Here is a 16,885-nt window from a genome sequence, read left to right as displayed (position 1 = left end):
AAAAAGGAGCTTAATAGCTCCTTTTTTTATTTAATAAATTTTCCTTCAATCATCACGCGATCAATATGATCGGTTGCAAAAGCATACGGAATGAAATAATAGGATGGTATTTCTTTTGTAATAATGATATTTGCTTTTTTTCCAACGGTAATACTACCGTGTGAATGGGATAAATCCATAGCATAAGCACCATTTATCGTAGCTGCATTTATAGCTTCTTCTGGTGTCATTTTCATTTTGATGCAGGCTGTTGCCACCACAAAATTCATATTACCTGTAGGAGTTGTTCCAGGATTAAAATCTGAAGCTAGCGCTAAAGGTAATCCAGCATCAATCATTTTTCGAGCAGGCGTATATGGGATACTAATAAAGTATGAACATGTTGGTAATGCTACTGCCATAGTAGAAGAATTTTTCAATGCTTCAATATCAGCATCATTCACCACTTCTAAATGATCAACTGTTAAAGCTCCTTTGTTCACACAGGCTTCAATACCGCCAATCATCGTGAATTGATTCACATGAATTTTAGCCGGTAATCCGTATTTGTTTCCTGCATCCATAATTTGTTCTGTTTCTGCAACTGAGAAATATCCTGTTTCCAAGAAAGCATCAATATAATCTGCCAATTCTTCTTTGGCTATTGCAGGGATCATCTGTTCGGTAATCAAATCGATATAACCTTGATGATTTTCTTTGTATTCTAATGGAAATGCATGCGCTCCTAGAAAAGTTGCTTTAATAGCAATAGGGTAGTTGTCTTTTAATTTTCGAATTACACGAAGCATTTTCATTTCTGCTTCAAGCGTTAATCCATAGCCTGACTTAATTTCAACAGCTCCAGTTCCTAAACGCATTACTTCTTCCAAGCGTCCTTTGGACTGTTTGTATAAGTCTTCTTCGGATGTTTCCTGTAATTTTTTAGCAGAATTTAATATTCCGCCACCACGATTGGCTATTTCCTCATAACTCAATCCATTGATACGATCAACAAATTCTTGTTCTCTATTTCCAGCATAAACTATATGCGTATGGCTATCACACCATGTTGGTAAAACGGATTTCCCTATCGCATCTATCGTTTCATCTGCTTCAAGTTTTGGAAGATTTTCCATCAATCCATAACCTGCAATCGAATCATCAATTATATGTAAATAAGCATTTTTTAAAGTTGGAAGTACGCTCATTTCTGACCCAGACAGCTTCGAAATAACAGTGTCACGAACCTGAATAAGCTCTTTGATATTTATTATTAAGGTTTTCATGTAATATTTTTTTGTAAAAATAGAGTGGAAATATTAAAAACCCTTATTTTTATATAAAAATCTGTTAGCTTGAGAAGGATAAAATATAGAAAGGTAAAGAAAGTTCAACCTAGTAATTACGAGTACACGGGTATCTATAAGGATCATCCTACTGAAATACAATTATTTGTGTATGATGAGGAAGATTATAAGGAATACAAGGATTTAAAACTGAGTGAGGTTCCTGATCGAATCAAATCGGATAAAATTATGTGGCTCAACATTCATGGTTTGAATGATGCCAATACAATACAAAAAATAGGAGAATTTCTAGAGGTCGAAAGTTATGTAATAGGGGATATCCTGAATACAACGCGTAGGACTAAAATGGAAAGTCTAAACGATATTCTATTTTTCAGTATTAAATCTATTTTACCAGATGATAATAAAAATGATGATAGCATCCAGATGGAGCAAATCAGTTTTTTATTAAAAGATAATATTCTTGTTTCTTTTCAGGAAAAAAGAGGGGACTTTTTCACCCACATTCGAGAGCGAATCCGTACACACAGCGGTATTGTACGAAAAAAGAAAGCCGATTACTTATTGTATCTCATGTTAGAAGCTGTAATGGAAAACTTCTATATTACGATTGAAAGTAATGAAGATAAAATTGAGGATTTAATGCTCATTGCAAAAACTAGTGATGATCGTAAAATTCTAGAGGATATTGAAAAGCTTCGTGAGAATATGAACTTTTTGAAACGGTCTGTAACGCCTCTGAAAGATGCTCTTTTCAATATTAAAAATATTCATCATGAGGATGAAGCAAACTATATAGGGCGTTCTAACATTAGTTTTTTCTCTCGATTGCATCAAAAATGCCTCGAACTTTTGGATCAAATTGAATACGATATGACTTCATTGGATAGTACTTCTAGTTTTTTCTTTTCTTCGCAGGGTCATAAGATGAATGAAATTATGAAGACGCTTACTATTGTTTCGGCAATATTTATTCCGCTAACCTTTATAGTAGGAGTATATGGGATGAATTTTGACAACATTCCAGAATTACATCACCGCAATGGTTATTTCATCGTATTGGGTGTAATGCTTGCTATAATTGTAGGAATGATTTATTATTTCAAACAAAAAAAGTGGTTTTAATTTCAATTATTTTTCCAACACTGTAATTAGAGCATTGCTATTGAAAATACTAGCTGGTGAAATTACTTTTTCATTTAATGGAATAGTCGCTCCATAGCGTTCCTTTAGTTTTTGTTTCACCGCAGGATTACTTAAATCAAAATCTTTTAGTTGTTGAATTTCCCCAATTTCAATACCAACAGCACGTTGATATATTTTCCAAATGAGTTCTGAACAGTAAATTTTATCATCTGACCATTCAAAAAATGAATCGTAGTTTTTACCTTTAAATTCTGCTCCAACAATTTTCATCTTCTCAAGAGCAGAATCAGTTAGTATTTCTTCTGAATTTTTCAATCTTTTTACAACATAATGCCTGTTTTTACCTTTTGCAATCCATTGCTCTAAGGGTGTACTTTTTATAGGTTGAACGGCTTCAAAAACAACATATTGGTCCCCATTTTTATAAACTATACCACAATGTGAATATTTGGATTGAGTTGCCAACTGAATTGCTTTGCTTTGAGGTGAAAGTGAGATTTGAAAAATTAGATCTCCATTTTGGATTTTATTTTTCTGGACAAAAATTTTATTTGTGGCATTGTCTCCATAAAAACCTCTATCGAAGCAGATACCAAGTGTACTGATTAACAACACTGTCGCGATAACAGAAAATGTCTTTTTCATAGAAATTAAATTATTATACATTATACTTTTTCACTTCCTCACTCCAAATATTTCTAATTACTTTAATCGTTCAATTTAGCATTTTTATTAATATTGTTATTAAAAGATATTTCATATTTAACTCATATTAATAGTATTTAAATACTCGATATTTCTATAAAAATAAATCTATAAAAATTACATCTATAGTACAATAAGCCTACTTTACAAAACTTTAGGACTCATTTTCAATACTTAAAAAATAAATCATCAATAATGAGTATAAAAAAACCCTCGTTAAGAAAAGTCTTAACGAGGGTTTATCGTATTTAAAAAGTAAGTCTTATTTTAATGAACCTACCATGTCTTCTGGTTTAACCCATTCGTCAAATTCTTCTGAAGTTACATAACCTAAACGTACTGCTTCTTCTTTTAAAGTGGTTCCGTTTTTGTGCGCCGTATTAGCAATCTCAGCTGCTTTATAGTAACCAATTTTAGTGTTTAATGCTGTTACGAGCATTAATGAACTGTTTACTAATTCTTTAATACGTGGGTAGTTTGGTTCTATTCCTTCTGCACAATGTTCACTAAAAGATACACATGCATCTCCAATTAAACGAGCTGATTGCAAGAAGTTAGCGGCCATTAATGGTTTGAATACATTCAATTCATAATGACCTTGTGTACCACCAATTGTGATGGCTACATCATTCCCCATAACTTGAGCACATACCATTGTTAAAGCCTCACATTGTGTCGGGTTAACTTTTCCTGGCATGATTGAAGAACCTGGTTCATTTTCTGGAATTAAGATTTCTCCAATGGCAGAACGTGGACCTGATGCTAACATACGGATATCGTTTGCAATTTTATTTAGAGATACAGCCAATTGTTTTAAAGCTCCATGTGTTTCTACAAAAGCATCGTGTGCTGCAAGTGCTTCAAATTTATTTTCTGCTGTAATAAATGGAATGTTTGTGAATTTAGCAATATACTCCGCCACTTTTACATCATATCCTTTTGGTGTATTGATTCCTGTTCCTACAGCTGTACCACCTAAAGCTAATTCTGATAAATGCTCTAATGTGTTGTTCAAAGCTTTTAATCCGTGTGTTAATTGTGATACATAACCTGAGAACTCTTGTCCTAAGGTAAGGGGAGTAGCATCCATTAAATGGGTACGACCAATTTTTACTACATTTTTGAAAGCTTCTGATTTTGCTTTTAAGGTATCTCTTAATCGCGTTACACCTGGAATTGTCGTTTCAACGATCATCTTGTAAGCAGCGATATGCATACCAGTAGGATAGGTATCATTTGAAGATTGCGATTTATTCACATCATCATTTGCTTTTAATACTGGTTCTCCTTCACCAATTTTTCCTCCAGCTAGTACTTGTGCTCTATTTGCAACTACTTCATTTACGTTCATGTTACTTTGTGTACCTGAACCTGTTTGCCAGATTACCAAAGGAAACTGATCGTCTAGTTTTCCTGCTAATATTTCATCACATACTTGTGCGATAGCATCACGTTTTTCTGCTGGTAAAACTCCTAAATCACAGTTTGCATATGCGGCTGCTTTTTTAAGAATAGCAAAACCTTCAATAATTTCTTTTGGCATAGATGCTGGTGCACCGATTTTAAAGTTGTTACGTGAACGTTCTGTTTGTGCTCCCCAATATTTATCGGCTGGCACTTTTACTTCGCCCATCGTGTCTTTTTCTATTCTGTATTCCATTTTGTATGTTGTTAATATATTATATTGATTTGTTCTTTTCTCAAAAATAGCCCCGATTGCAGTGGCATCCTTTTTTACACTAACAAAATCAATGAAAAAAGGATTCTCATAAAAGCTGACCAAAAATATGAATTATATGTAGGTTTAAAAAACGAATTAAAAATTATTTTCGCTATTTTATTGGTCAAAATGAATATTCCACTTATATTTGACACGTATTTAAATTATTTATAATCATGTTTGAATTTACACAATATTTAGGCTTTTTGCTTTTCTTGACAGTATTAACTATTGGATTTTGGTTAATGATATTTCTAGTATGTTTCGTCCAATATTGGTTGGGTGGATCTATTATTGAATTAATCAAAGAAAGAAAAAACAGATCTAAATAGTATTATCATATTAAATAGTTAGTAATAATTTATTATATTTATAAGTATTAACTTATAAATATAATAAATTATGAAGTCTATTACAATTAAGTCATTTTCTTTATTAGTTCTGTTATTTCTATCAATTGTATCATGTACAAATGATAATTCTGATAACGATGAGAAATTAAACTCTACACAATTAAACCAAACTGATAAGTTTTCAGAGCTTGGTAAATTAATTTTCAAAAAAAGCAGCGATTTAAATGGGAAAAACACATTTGAAATCGACCCCTTTTCAGATCCGGCTAATTTATCAAAAGAAGAAAAACAAGAAATTGCAAATAAAATCGCCAAAGCTCATTTAAACATTAAAAGTGAATATCTGTCTAATGGTGGAGATGAAAGATTATTTAATTCATATTTTGCAGATCAGCTAACTGATGCTATATCAAATGAAGTTGATGCTGTATATTATGAGATAAATAGAACTGCAGGTTATAATTGTTGGGGTACTTATACATCAGACCTAGCGGCTAACTCTATGGATTATGCAGTAAGTCTTGCAAGTTGCAACTATTATGGTTTTACAAATCCAATATGTGCTGCAGAAGCATTTACATACTTTACAGCAAACTGCTGGAATGCATATAGTTCATTTACAAAATGCTTAAAAAAATAAAAACTGATATTTTTAGTAGGTTTCGTTCAATATTGGTTGGGCGGATCTATCATTGAATTAATCAAAGAGAAAAGACAAAAAAGAAGAGAAGCTCAACAAGAGCTTTAAAAAAAAAGGAAGCTTAATAGCTTCCTTTTTTTTATTCCCTTATCCCATATATTCATCTGAACCTCCGTCAGATTCTTTTTTCGGCTGTTTCTCTCTTTCCGTTTTCTTTTTATTGAATCGGTATGTGAATGACAATGTAATTTGTCTTTCTCTCCATTGCATTTCGCTATAAGAGTTTACTGTAGCCAAATTGGTTTCTGTAATTCTCTTTCTTGAATTAAAGATATCGCTGATGTTAAAAGCAATCGTAGCTTTATCTTTCAATACGTCTTTACTCAAAGCAAGATTAGCACTAGCAATTCCTTTAGATCGCCCTTGTGCATTACTTTGTGGTGCATTATAAGTAGCATTCGTTTGCCAATCAATTCCATAAGGCAAATTGATTCTTGAACTTACTCTTGTAAACCAGCTGTAAGCCGTTTTATCAAAATTCTGAACTACTTCTTGATTTGTTTGTGAATCGATATAAGAGTAATCTCCATCAGTTTGATTTCTGAAGAAATTAAAGTTTCCATTTAATTTCCACCATCTGTACGGATTATATGATAATGTAAATTCAAAACCAAAACGGTATTCTGTAGCTAAGTTAATTGGTGTACTTACTGTAATAGGGTTTCCTTCAAAAAGCTCTCCTGTTTCTCTTCTAATGAATTGGAACGCGTCTTTCGTTACATTGAAATACATCGAAGTATTAAAGGTTACTTTATCCCATTTCTTTAAATATCCAAAATCAATTGCATCTGTAAAAGATGGATTTAAATCCGGATTACCTTGAAAACGGTTAATGTTACTTGAGTTTGAAGAGAATGGATTAATGAATCTTGATCTTGGTCTAGTAACTCTGCGGCTATAGCTTAAGGAAGCACTACTGGTTTCACTAAATTCATAGGCTAAGAAGGCACTAGGGAAGAAGTTGTTATACTTTTTAGTATTAAAATTATTCTCTGATAATAAATCGATATTGATGTTTGTATCTTCCCAACGTAGTCCTAATAAATAAGAAAACTTGTTGATTTTTGATCCAAATTGTGTGTATAAAGCATTTACTTTCTCTTTGTAATCTAGTACATAACTGAAGTTTGTATTTGGATTTGATTGGAAGTTTGTCAATAATTCACTGAAATCTCCTTTATATCCTGCTTCAAATTGACTGCTTTCTCCAATAGGCAAAACGTAATCTGTTTGAACTAATGTTCTGTTTTGCTCTTGATTTGAAAGGTTTTTTTCATTAATGATATCAGTAATATTGGCATCATCTTCGTCTTTATTTTTAGAGAATGAAGCATCAATCGTCAATTTATGTCCGTCTTTTTTGAACTTGTGTGTTATGTTTGAAGCAAATTCAACATTTTCACTTTCACTTCTTTGATCATTGAAACGGTTTCTTGTCGATAAGAAATTACGGTTTGCATCGTAATTAAAGTAGTTTACATTGTCTGGATTCTCTCCATTGCTTTTTCTATAACTGAAAGAGTTTGTCCAAGTAGTTGATTTTGCAACAAACCACTCCATACCAAAATTAGTGTTGTAACTTCTGTTTAATCTTTCATTATTTCTACGTTCATCCGTGTAACCAGTTACATTTCCATTATTATCAAGAAATTCTGAATTTGTCATTGCATTTCCTGGACCTTTTCTATAATTGTATCCTGAGGTTGTAAACAGATTAAAATTTTCACTTCGGAAATTAAGATTTCCTGATATTCCATGATTATCTGGATTACCAGTAGTAGCCGTAAAGGTGCCGTTTAATCCTTGCGCTTTCCCTTTTTTAAGGATGATATTGATAATTCCTCCACCACCTTCAGCATCGTAACGTGCTGATGGGTTTGTTATTACTTCTACTTTTTCTACTGCATCTGCTGGTAGTATACGAAGTGCTTCTGCAATATTAATTCCTGCTAATCCTGATGGTTTACCATCTATTAATATCCTAACATTTTCATTTCCTCTTAAACTTACATTTCCTTCTACATCGACACTTACTGAGGGTACATTATCCAAGACATCACTAACTGTTCCTCCTTTAACCATCATATCTGAACCTACGTTGTAAACTTTTTTATCCAGTTTAATTTCTACTGTAGATTTTTCTAAAACAACTTTTACTTCATCTAATTGCTGAGAGTCTGAATCTAGTTTTAAAATTCCAAGATTTGTATTTTCTTCAATTTTGCGTGCTTTTATTTCTAATGTTTTAAATGAAATAAATTCAACTTTTATGTTATAAGTCCCTGCTTCAACATCTACATTAAATTCACCTTTATCGTCAGTAATACCACCTCCAATAACCTTACTGGTTGTACTGTTTTCAATAATAATTGTTGCATATTCAAGTGGTAAATTGGTTTCTTTTTCAATAGCCTTACCGGTAATTTTTACTTTTTTACCTGCAGGCCGTTGTTGGGAAAACGACAGGAAAGAAAGTGATAGCAATACAAGAGTAATTGCGAATTTTAAGTTTTTCATGTTAAATAGAGTCATTATAGTTTGTTAGGATTAGACTGCAAATGTAGATTTTGGTTTAAGCAGCAAATCATAAATTCTTGTTAAAACGACTCTATAATGATTCTAAATAATAGTGATGATTTTTTCTGGTGGACGCCCTATAACCGCTTTGTTTCCATTAATTACAATCGGTCTTTCAATGAGCTTCGGATTTTCTACCATGGCCATAATAACTTCTTTATCCGTCATTTTTTTCCCTTTGTAGTTTTCTATCCAGATTTCCTCTTTTTGGCGTACTAGATCAATTGGTTTAATGGATAATTTCTCAATTAAATCATTCAGCTCGGATTCTGTTAAGGGTTGATCTAAATATTTAATAACTTCAAAAGGTTTACCAGACTGTTCTACTAGTGTTAAACCTTCTCTTGACTTCCCACAACGGGGATTATGATATATTTTTATCATTTTTAAATTTCTTTAAAGTATTTTTACAAAGTAAATCATTTGTCTATAAAATCTAGGATTATTTGTAACAAAACCTTTATTTAGACAACTTATTATCATAATTAAAACCCAATCAAAATGTTTTTAGAAAACGCTTTTAAACCTAATAATGATTTTTTTAAATATTTAATCGGATCTGTATTAATCATTTCAGCTTCATTTGTTGGCCAAATTCCTCTTGGAATTGGTATTTTTTTTAAATGTCTAAGTGATGGTATTCCTTTTCCAACGGATCAAAATGAACTCATGCTTGTTTTAGAGTCTAATTTGACCTTTTTCTTAATCATGATTAGTTTTGTTTTTGCCTTTTTTGCTATAATACTGGTTGTTCGTTATCTTCATAAACAAACACTTTTAGAAATAACTACTTCTAGAAAAAAAATAGATTGGAAGCGTATATTTTTCTCTTTCTCAATATGGGGGATAATTGTTATTCTTTCTACTATTGTTGGTTACTACAGTAGTCCAGAAGAATATGAATTGAACTTCAAACCGATCCCTTTTGCTATATTGGCAGTAATTGCTATCATATTGGTTCCTATTCAAACTAGTGTAGAAGAATATGTATTTAGAGGTTATTTAATGCAAGGATTTGCCTTATTAGCAAAAAACAGATGGTTTCCTTTACTTATGACTTCACTTATTTTTGGTTCATTGCATATATTCAATCCTGAGGTAGCAAAAATGGGATACATTATACTGGTATATTATATTGGTACAGGATTATTTTTAGGGGTTATTACGCTAATGGATGAAGGACTTGAACTGGCTTTAGGTTTCCATGCTGCAAATAATTTATTCACGGCTTTATTGGTTACTTCAGAATGGACAGTTTTTCAAACACATTCTGTTTTAAAAAGTACTGCTGAGCCTACTGCCGGCCTTGATGTTATTATTCCAGTATTTGTGATTTTTCCAATTCTTTTAATTATTTTTGGGAAACGTTACCAATGGACTAATTGGAAAGAAAAACTGACTGGTAAAATTCATATCGAGCAGGAAAATGTAACCTAAAATCTAAATTCACATGAACATCCCTACGTATCAAAATGTCCACAATTATTTCAAACTGAACGGTGCACATCTGACGAAGGATGATTTATGTACTGTTGCCTATAGTTTCATCAAAGAAGGAGAACAATACGAAAAGTATATTGGTGATTTTATCTTAAACTGGTTTGATGAGAAATCATTTATTGAACTGAATACTTCAGGCACTACAGGTGATCCAAAATTAATTCAGATTGATAAACAAGCGATGGTGCATTCTGCTTTGGCTACAGGTAACTTTTTTGATTTAGGTCCTGGCGATAAAGCATTACATTGTTTACCAACGCAGTATATTGCTGGTAAAATGATGTTTGTTCGCGCCTTTATATTAGGCCTTGAATTAGATTTGGTTGCGCCAAGTTCTAATCCTCTGGAAAATAATGAAACGGAATATAAATTCTGTGCCATGGTTCCTTTGCAGGCACAAAATTCATTAAAAGAATTAGATGCTATAAAGATTCTAATCATTGGTGGGGCAAAAGTAAATGATTCTCTTCAACAGCAATTAATGAATTTACCAAAAACTGCTGTTTACGAAACGTATGCTATGACCGAAACAATTACTCATATTGCAGTAAAAAAAATAGGAGTAGAGGCATTCGATCTTTTACCACATGTTACTATTGCGCAAGATGAAAGAGGCTGTTTAGTTATTGACGCTCCTACAATAGCTTCCGAAAAAGTTGTAACAAATGATCTTGTTGAGATTTTAAATGATCATCAATTTATTTGGTTAGGTCGTTTTGATAACGTGATTAATAGTGGTGGAATCAAACTCATTCCTGAGAAAATTGAAGAAAAATTACAAGGTAAAATAAATGCTCGTTTTTTCGTTGTAGGTAAGCAAGACCATACATTAGGAGAGAAGCTTGTCTTGGTAATTGAGGGAACTGAATTCCCAATAGACCATGCTATATTTTCTGATTTAGGAAAATACGAACAACCGAAAGAAATTTTATTTTCTCCAAAATTTCAAGAAACAGAATCAGGAAAACTTCAACGTAAAAAAACCTTAGATTCATTATAAAATTTTCTAGAAAAAGTTATATTGATAGAATTTTTTATTGCTTTTTAATTACCGTATTGGGTAAATATATTTTTGGAAACGAATCAAAATCTTTAAGATAATCATTACCCTTAAATTTCATTGCTTCTGCTATTGCTTTTATTGCATATAATTTCTGCTCTAAAGATAATGCTGATAAGATAAAATATCTGTATACTTGAATTGAACTTCTTGTTTTACCAAGAATGTCTTTGTAAATCCCTTCATATATATTAGTTTGTAAATGCTTATTTATACTGTCTATACTTGTTGTTGATTTGTACAAATAAGCAACATCAGTACTTCTATAGCTATCTGAATAATTAATTATTATATCTGCTAAAGTAAAATTTATTCATTTTCCACTTAACTATACTTGGTAAATAGTAGGTTTGACTAGATGAAAATGAATTATATAGATTATTTTAAAATTTATATGCCTGTCTAACTTAAAAATAATACACCTTAAGAAGTAGCAAAATTCTTTCTATAATTGACTTCCGAAGAGGTTCGTTTTAATAATGAAAGCTGATGGCTACTTAGTTCTATAGAGCATTTTTAATCCAATAAAAAAGGGTATCTGGTTTAAATCAGATACCCTTTTTATTATATAATTTTATTAAAGTAAATTCACCTTAATATAGAATTCATTTTCCTTTACGGTTACGTCATTTATATTTTTGATTTTAAAAGTCGATTTTTGCCAATCGTTTGTTCCTTCTAACCTAATTTCTTTAGTATTAAATAGTACATCAATAGGCATTTTAAAATTAGTTACATCCGTTTTCCAACGGTATTCTAATTGTCCTTTCTTTTTACGTAATTCTAATACAGGAAGATTTTTATATCGTAAATATTGATCAAAAATAGGAGTGAGGTTCAATCCTGATGTTTTATTAAAATAAGCAATAACCGTTTCAGTGTCTATAATCTGATGACGGTATGTTTCAGCATAATCGAATAATAATTTCCACCATTTTGCATCGTCATTGATTACATTACGTAAAGTATTCAGTAATAAAGCTCCTTTATTGTACATATCACCAGAGCCTTCTTTATTTACATTGTAATCACCAATAATTGCTCGATCATTACGGACATTTTTTTTCTGACCATTAATGTATTCTATAGCTTTATCATGTCCAAACTGACATTCTAAAAATACCGTTTCAGTATAAGTTGTGAATGCTTCATGAATCCACATATCGGCAATATCTTTTGATGTAATACTATTTCCAAACCATTCGTGTCCTGTTTCATGGATAATAATAAAATCAAATAATAAACCTATTCCAGTACCCGATATATCATTTCCTAAATATCCTTTTCGGTACTTGTTTCCATAAGCTACAGCACTTTGATGCTCCATTCCTAAATAAGGTGTCTCAACTAATTTATAACCGTCTTCTCCAAACGGATATTTTCCAAATTTACTCTGAAAGCAATCCATCATAGGTTTTACTTCTTCAAAATGAACTTTTGCCTTTTCTAAATTACTTTTTAATACATAATAATTTAGGTCTAATCCTTTATAGGTTTCTCCAAAATGAGCATAATCGGCAATATTAACCGTAATATCATAGGAGTTAATTGGCGATTTCACTTCCCAATCCCAGCGTGTATATCCATTTTTAAGGTCTTCACTACCTAATAATCGTCCATTTGAGACATTCATTAAGCCATTCGGAACAGCTACTTTAATGGTAGCTCCTTGATCTGGTTCGTCACTTTGATGGTCTTTTACTGGATACCATAAACTAGCTCCAGTTCCTTGTACCGCTACACCAATCCAGTCTTTCCCGCTTGAATCTTTTGAAAAAACAAAGCCTCCATCCCAAGGTGCATTTTTAGCTATTATAGGATTACCTGAGTAATAAAATCGTATTTTTTCTGTATTTCCTTTTCCTAAAGCTTTTTTAAAATTGACAAATACAGCATCGAACTCTCTTTTATAAGCTAATTTCTGATTCTTATATACAATAGAATCAACCTTCATATTTTCGAACAAGTCCAATTGTATTTTATCAGTAGCTCCTAGAACCTTAAAAGTAACATCATTATACCCTACAATAGAGCGTTCTTTTGGATCAATTTTAATATTCAAATCATATCGCAATACATCAAAATTAGTTCGTTCGGGACGCAATGCTCCCCGAAGTGTATCTGCTTTTGTATAGACTTCTTTTTGTGCTGTTGCACTAAAAGTAATACCACAAATTAAACCTAATAAAATCTTGCATTTCATAGCTTTAATGATTTAAACTTGGATTACACCTAAATTAAATTGCTTCTCAATCGGAGCATGATTGGCTGCTTCAATCCCTAATGAAATCCATTTTCTAGTATCTAAAGGATCAATAATAGCATCAGTCCATAAACGAGAAGCTGCATAATACGGAGAAACTTGTGCATCGTATCTTGCTTTTATTTTATCAAACATTTCTGTTTCTTTCTCTGCTGTAATTGTTTCTCCTTTTGCTTTCAAAGAAGAGGCTTCAATTTGCATTAATACTTTTGCTGCTTGCGTTCCACCCATTACTGCTAATTCTGCACTTGGCCATGCAAAAATCAATCTTGGATCATAGGCTTTTCCACACATTGCATAATTTCCTGCACCATATGAATTTCCTACCACAACTGTGAATTTCGGTACTACTGAGTTACTGACAGCATTTACCATTTTTGCACCGTCTTTGATAATTCCTCCGTGCTCACTTTTACTTCCTACCATAAATCCAGTAACGTCTTGTAAAAACACTAATGGAATTTTCTTTTGGTTACAATTTGCAATGAAACGAGTTGCTTTATCTGCACTATCAGAATAAATTACACCACCAAACTGCATTTCACCTTTTTTGGTTTTTACCACTTTTCTTTGGTTTGCAACAATTCCAACAGCCCATCCATCAATGCGAGCATATCCTGTAATAATCGTTTGTCCGTATCCTTCTTTGTATTCTTCAAATTCACTGTTATCCACTAAACGCTTGATGATTTCCATCATATCGTATTGCTCCGAACGTGATTTTGGTAGTATTCCATAAATATCGCTTTCTTCTAATGCTGGTTTTACCGCTTTAACTCTGCTATATCCCGCTTTATCAAAATCACCTATTTTATCAACGATATTTTTAATTTTATCTAATGCATCTTTATCGTCCTTCGCTTTGTAATCAGTCACTCCAGAAATTTCACAATGTGTTGTTGCTCCTCCTAAAGTTTCATTATCTATAGTTTCTCCAATCGCAGCTTTTACCAAATAACTTCCTGCTAGAAAAATACTTCCTGTTTTATCTACAATTAATGCTTCATCACTCATAATAGGTAAATAGGCACCACCTGCAACGCAACTTCCCATTACAGCAGCAATCTGAGTGATTCCCATACTACTCATAATAGCATTATTTCTAAAAATACGACCAAAGTGTTCTTTATCCGGGAAAATCTCATCTTGTAAAGGCAAATAAACTCCTGCACTATCTACCAAGTAGATAATTGGTAATTTATTTTCCATTGCGATTTCCTGCGCACGTAAATTCTTTTTTGCTGTGATAGGGAACCAGGCACCGGCTTTTACAGTAGCGTCATTAGCCACGACGATACATTGTTTTCCTTTTACATATCCTATTTTTACAATAACTCCACCTGATGGGCATCCACCATGTTCTTTATACATACCATCTCCAACAAAAGCACCAATCTCGATACTCTTACTTTTGGGATCTAATAAATAGTCAATACGTTCACGGGCAGTCATTTTTCCTTCACCGTGTAATTTGGCAATACGCTTTTCACCACCGCCTTGTTTTACAACGGTAAGTTTCTGCTTTAAATCTGATACTAATAATTTGTTGAAATCTTCGTTTTTGTTGAAGTTAATGTCCATGTTTATCTTATCTATTATATTAGGCATTCTTTGTATTTACACTGTAAATTTCATCTAAAGAATGCTTGTTTTTATTTAGTTGGTGTTTGGTTCGCTAAATTACGAAAACGATTGAAATAAAAGAGTATTGCTTTTTGAGAAATTACAGGCAAAAAAACCTCTTTTGGTAACCGCCATTTGATGTTAACTTAATCTTTTCTTAACATTGAAAGAATACATTTGCACCATTAAAACACAAATATGTCTCTAAATACAATTTTCCAGTTTTTGGTGCCGAAAGATAAAAAGTTCTTTCCTCTTTTCGAAGAAATGGCAGGTAATTTAATCAAACTAGCAGAAACATTACACGAAGCTGTAAATGCTCCTTTAGGTGAAAGAGAGAAACTTTTCTTATACATCGAAGAATTAGAGCAAAAGTGTGATGATGTTACCCACAAAACTTATTTAGAATTGAGTAGAAACTTCATTACTCCATTCGATAGAGAAGACATTTATTCTCTTGCAACAGCAATGGATGATGTAGCCGATTATTTGCATGGTGCAGGTAGTAGAATGCGTTTATATCAAGTAGACAAAATCACTAAACCAATCCGAAAACTAACGGAAATTAATCTTGATGCTTGTAAGTACCTAGAAATAGGAGTAAAGGAGCTTAAGAATTTAAAAAACGTAAAAAATATTACTACAGCTTGTACTAAAATAAATAAGTTAGAAAATAAAGCCGATTATGTTTTTGATAGAGCCGTAGCGGATTTATTTGAAAATGAAAGTGATGCAAAAAACATCATGAAATATAAAGAGGTTTTATCTGCATTAGAAACAGCAACTGATAAATGTAAGAATGCAGCTAATGTATTAGAATCAATTTCAGTAAAACACACTTAATTTATTCTAATTCATTTAGGAAATACTATTTTATGGATTACATTTTACTTTTAATAATTATTGGTTTTGCACTGATATTTGACTATATCAATGGTTTTCATGATGCAGCCAATTCTATCGCAACTATTGTATCTACAAAAGTTTTGACACCTTTCCAAGCAGTAGTTTGGGCAGCATTCTTTAACTTTTTGGCTTATTGGATTTTCCATTTAAATATTGCGGATACGGTTGCAAAAACAGCCGATACACTTCAAATTAATTTAGTCGTGATCCTTGCTGGTATTGTAGCAGCAATCACATGGAGTTTACTTACTTGGGCACTTGGAATTCCTTCTTCATCATCTCATACTTTAATTGGTGGTTTTGCCGGAGCAGCTGTTGCACATGGCGGATTGAGTGTAGTGAATCTTTATGTTATTGGAAAAATCGCTTTATTTATTATACTAGCTCCTGTTATTGGACTTTTAGTCGCCTATTTAATAACAGTCCTCATACTGCATATTTGTAAAAAAGCAAACCCGTCTCGAGCGGAATGGTGGTTTAGAAAATTACAATTGTTATCATCTGCAATCTTCAGTATTGGACATGGTGGTAATGATGCTCAAAAGGTAATGGGTATTATCTCGGCTGCAATTGTGGTTTATTTGACACAAACGCATCTTGAAATATCAGAAATACCTGCATGGTTACACCTTGATTATTCAATTATTGATGGGAAGGTGAAAATTAATAACCCTCCTTTCTGGGTACCTTTAGCATGTTACTCTGCAATTGCTGCAGGAACAATGAGTGGTGGTTGGAAAATTGTAAAAACAATGGGGTCTAAGATTACTAAAGTAACACCTATTGAAGGATTTGCTGCTGAGACAGCTGGTGCGATTACATTGTTTTTAACTGAAGCTTTAAAAATTCCTGTTTCAACAACACATACCATAACTGGTGCTATCATTGGGGTTGGATTATCAAAACGCGTTTCTGCAGTACGTTGGGGCTTCACTATTAGTTTAGTTTGGGCATGGATATTAACTATTCCAATTTCAGCTACATTAGCCGCAATACTCTATTATATATTAAGTTTCTTCTTGTCTTAAATATTATTTTCAGACAAT

The 16,885-nt window shown here is 32.3% G+C and carries 14 protein-coding genes; 6 read left to right on the top strand and 8 right to left on the bottom strand.

Features of this window, described 5'->3' with window-relative positions; all coding sequences use genetic code 11:
• Nucleotides 1-26: 26 nt before the first annotated feature.
• On the bottom strand, nt 27-1,265 hold the full coding sequence (gene hutI, locus P6733_RS03810; protein WP_306350277.1) for an imidazolonepropionase: 1,239 nt from the start codon (nt 1,263-1,265) through the stop codon (nt 27-29).
• Nucleotides 1,266-1,334: 69 nt separating this feature from the next.
• Here hutI and corA point away from each other — a divergent pair, with 69 nt between their 5' ends.
• Nucleotides 1,335-2,411, top strand: coding sequence for a magnesium/cobalt transporter CorA (gene corA / locus P6733_RS03805; protein WP_306350276.1), 1,077 nt, complete (start codon nt 1,335-1,337; stop codon nt 2,409-2,411).
• 6 nt (nt 2,412-2,417) lie between these two features.
• Here the strand turns inward: corA and P6733_RS03800 are convergent, their stop codons facing one another.
• Entirely contained in the window at nt 2,418-3,077 is a 660-nt protein-coding gene (locus P6733_RS03800; protein WP_306350275.1) for a YiiX family permuted papain-like enzyme, read from the bottom strand.
• Nucleotides 3,078-3,399: 322 nt separating this feature from the next.
• Nucleotides 3,400-4,797, bottom strand: a complete 1,398-nt coding sequence (fumC, locus tag P6733_RS03795; protein ID WP_306350274.1) for a class II fumarate hydratase — start codon at nt 4,795-4,797, stop codon at nt 3,400-3,402.
• Nucleotides 4,798-5,259: 462 nt separating this feature from the next.
• On the opposite strand from fumC, the gene P6733_RS03790 reads away from it, so the two are divergent.
• Nucleotides 5,260-5,850, top strand: a complete 591-nt coding sequence (locus P6733_RS03790) for a hypothetical protein (protein WP_306350273.1) — start codon at nt 5,260-5,262, stop codon at nt 5,848-5,850.
• Between the two features lie 147 nt (nt 5,851-5,997).
• Here P6733_RS03790 and P6733_RS03785 read toward each other — a convergent pair whose 3' ends face one another.
• On the bottom strand, nt 5,998-8,427 hold the full coding sequence (locus P6733_RS03785; RefSeq protein WP_306350272.1) for a TonB-dependent receptor: 2,430 nt from the start codon (nt 8,425-8,427) through the stop codon (nt 5,998-6,000).
• A 102-nt stretch (nt 8,428-8,529) separates the two neighbouring features.
• Nucleotides 8,530-8,871, bottom strand: a complete 342-nt coding sequence (gene arsC / locus P6733_RS03780) for an arsenate reductase (glutaredoxin) (RefSeq protein WP_306350271.1) — start codon at nt 8,869-8,871, stop codon at nt 8,530-8,532.
• A gap of 117 nt (nt 8,872-8,988) precedes the next feature.
• Here arsC and P6733_RS03775 point away from each other — a divergent pair, with 117 nt between their 5' ends.
• Nucleotides 8,989-9,924 carry a CPBP family intramembrane glutamic endopeptidase gene (locus tag P6733_RS03775; RefSeq protein WP_306350270.1) on the top strand — a complete coding sequence of 312 codons (936 nt, stop codon included), beginning with the start codon at nt 8,989-8,991 and terminating at the stop codon, nt 9,922-9,924.
• 13 nt (nt 9,925-9,937) lie between these two features.
• A complete protein-coding gene (locus P6733_RS03770; protein WP_306350269.1) occupies nt 9,938-10,987 on the top strand; it encodes an AMP-binding protein in 1,050 nt (349 codons plus the stop codon).
• 34 nt (nt 10,988-11,021) lie between these two features.
• Here the strand turns inward: P6733_RS03770 and P6733_RS03765 are convergent, their stop codons facing one another.
• The 3 genes from P6733_RS03765 to P6733_RS03755 all read right to left on the bottom strand — a co-directional run bounded on the left by P6733_RS03765 (nt 11,022) and on the right by P6733_RS03755 (nt 14,891).
• Nucleotides 11,022-11,291: a hypothetical protein gene (locus P6733_RS03765; RefSeq protein ID WP_306350268.1), complete on the bottom strand. Its 270-nt coding sequence runs from the start codon at nt 11,289-11,291 to the stop codon at nt 11,022-11,024.
• Between the two features lie 333 nt (nt 11,292-11,624).
• A complete protein-coding gene (locus tag P6733_RS03760; protein WP_306350267.1) occupies nt 11,625-13,250 on the bottom strand; it encodes a M1 family metallopeptidase in 1,626 nt (541 codons plus the stop codon).
• 12 nt (nt 13,251-13,262) lie between these two features.
• Nucleotides 13,263-14,891, bottom strand: coding sequence for an acyl-CoA carboxylase subunit beta (locus tag P6733_RS03755; RefSeq protein WP_306350419.1), 1,629 nt, complete (start codon nt 14,889-14,891; stop codon nt 13,263-13,265).
• Between the two features lie 240 nt (nt 14,892-15,131).
• Between P6733_RS03755 and P6733_RS03750 the strand changes: the two genes are divergently transcribed.
• A complete protein-coding gene (locus P6733_RS03750) occupies nt 15,132-15,776 on the top strand; it encodes a DUF47 domain-containing protein (protein ID WP_306350266.1) in 645 nt (214 codons plus the stop codon).
• A 32-nt stretch (nt 15,777-15,808) separates the two neighbouring features.
• Complete coding sequence (locus tag P6733_RS03745) at nt 15,809-16,867, top strand: inorganic phosphate transporter (protein ID WP_306350265.1); 1,059 nt, start codon at nt 15,809-15,811, stop codon at nt 16,865-16,867.
• Nucleotides 16,868-16,885 lie beyond the last annotated feature (18 nt).

The sequence above is a fragment of the Flavobacterium aerium genome (assembly GCF_030766725.1).
Lineage (GTDB): Bacteria > Bacteroidota > Bacteroidia > Flavobacteriales > Flavobacteriaceae > Flavobacterium > Flavobacterium aerium.
The sequence above is the reverse complement of the archived record's forward strand: the minus strand, read 5'-3'. Positions and strand labels throughout refer to the sequence as shown.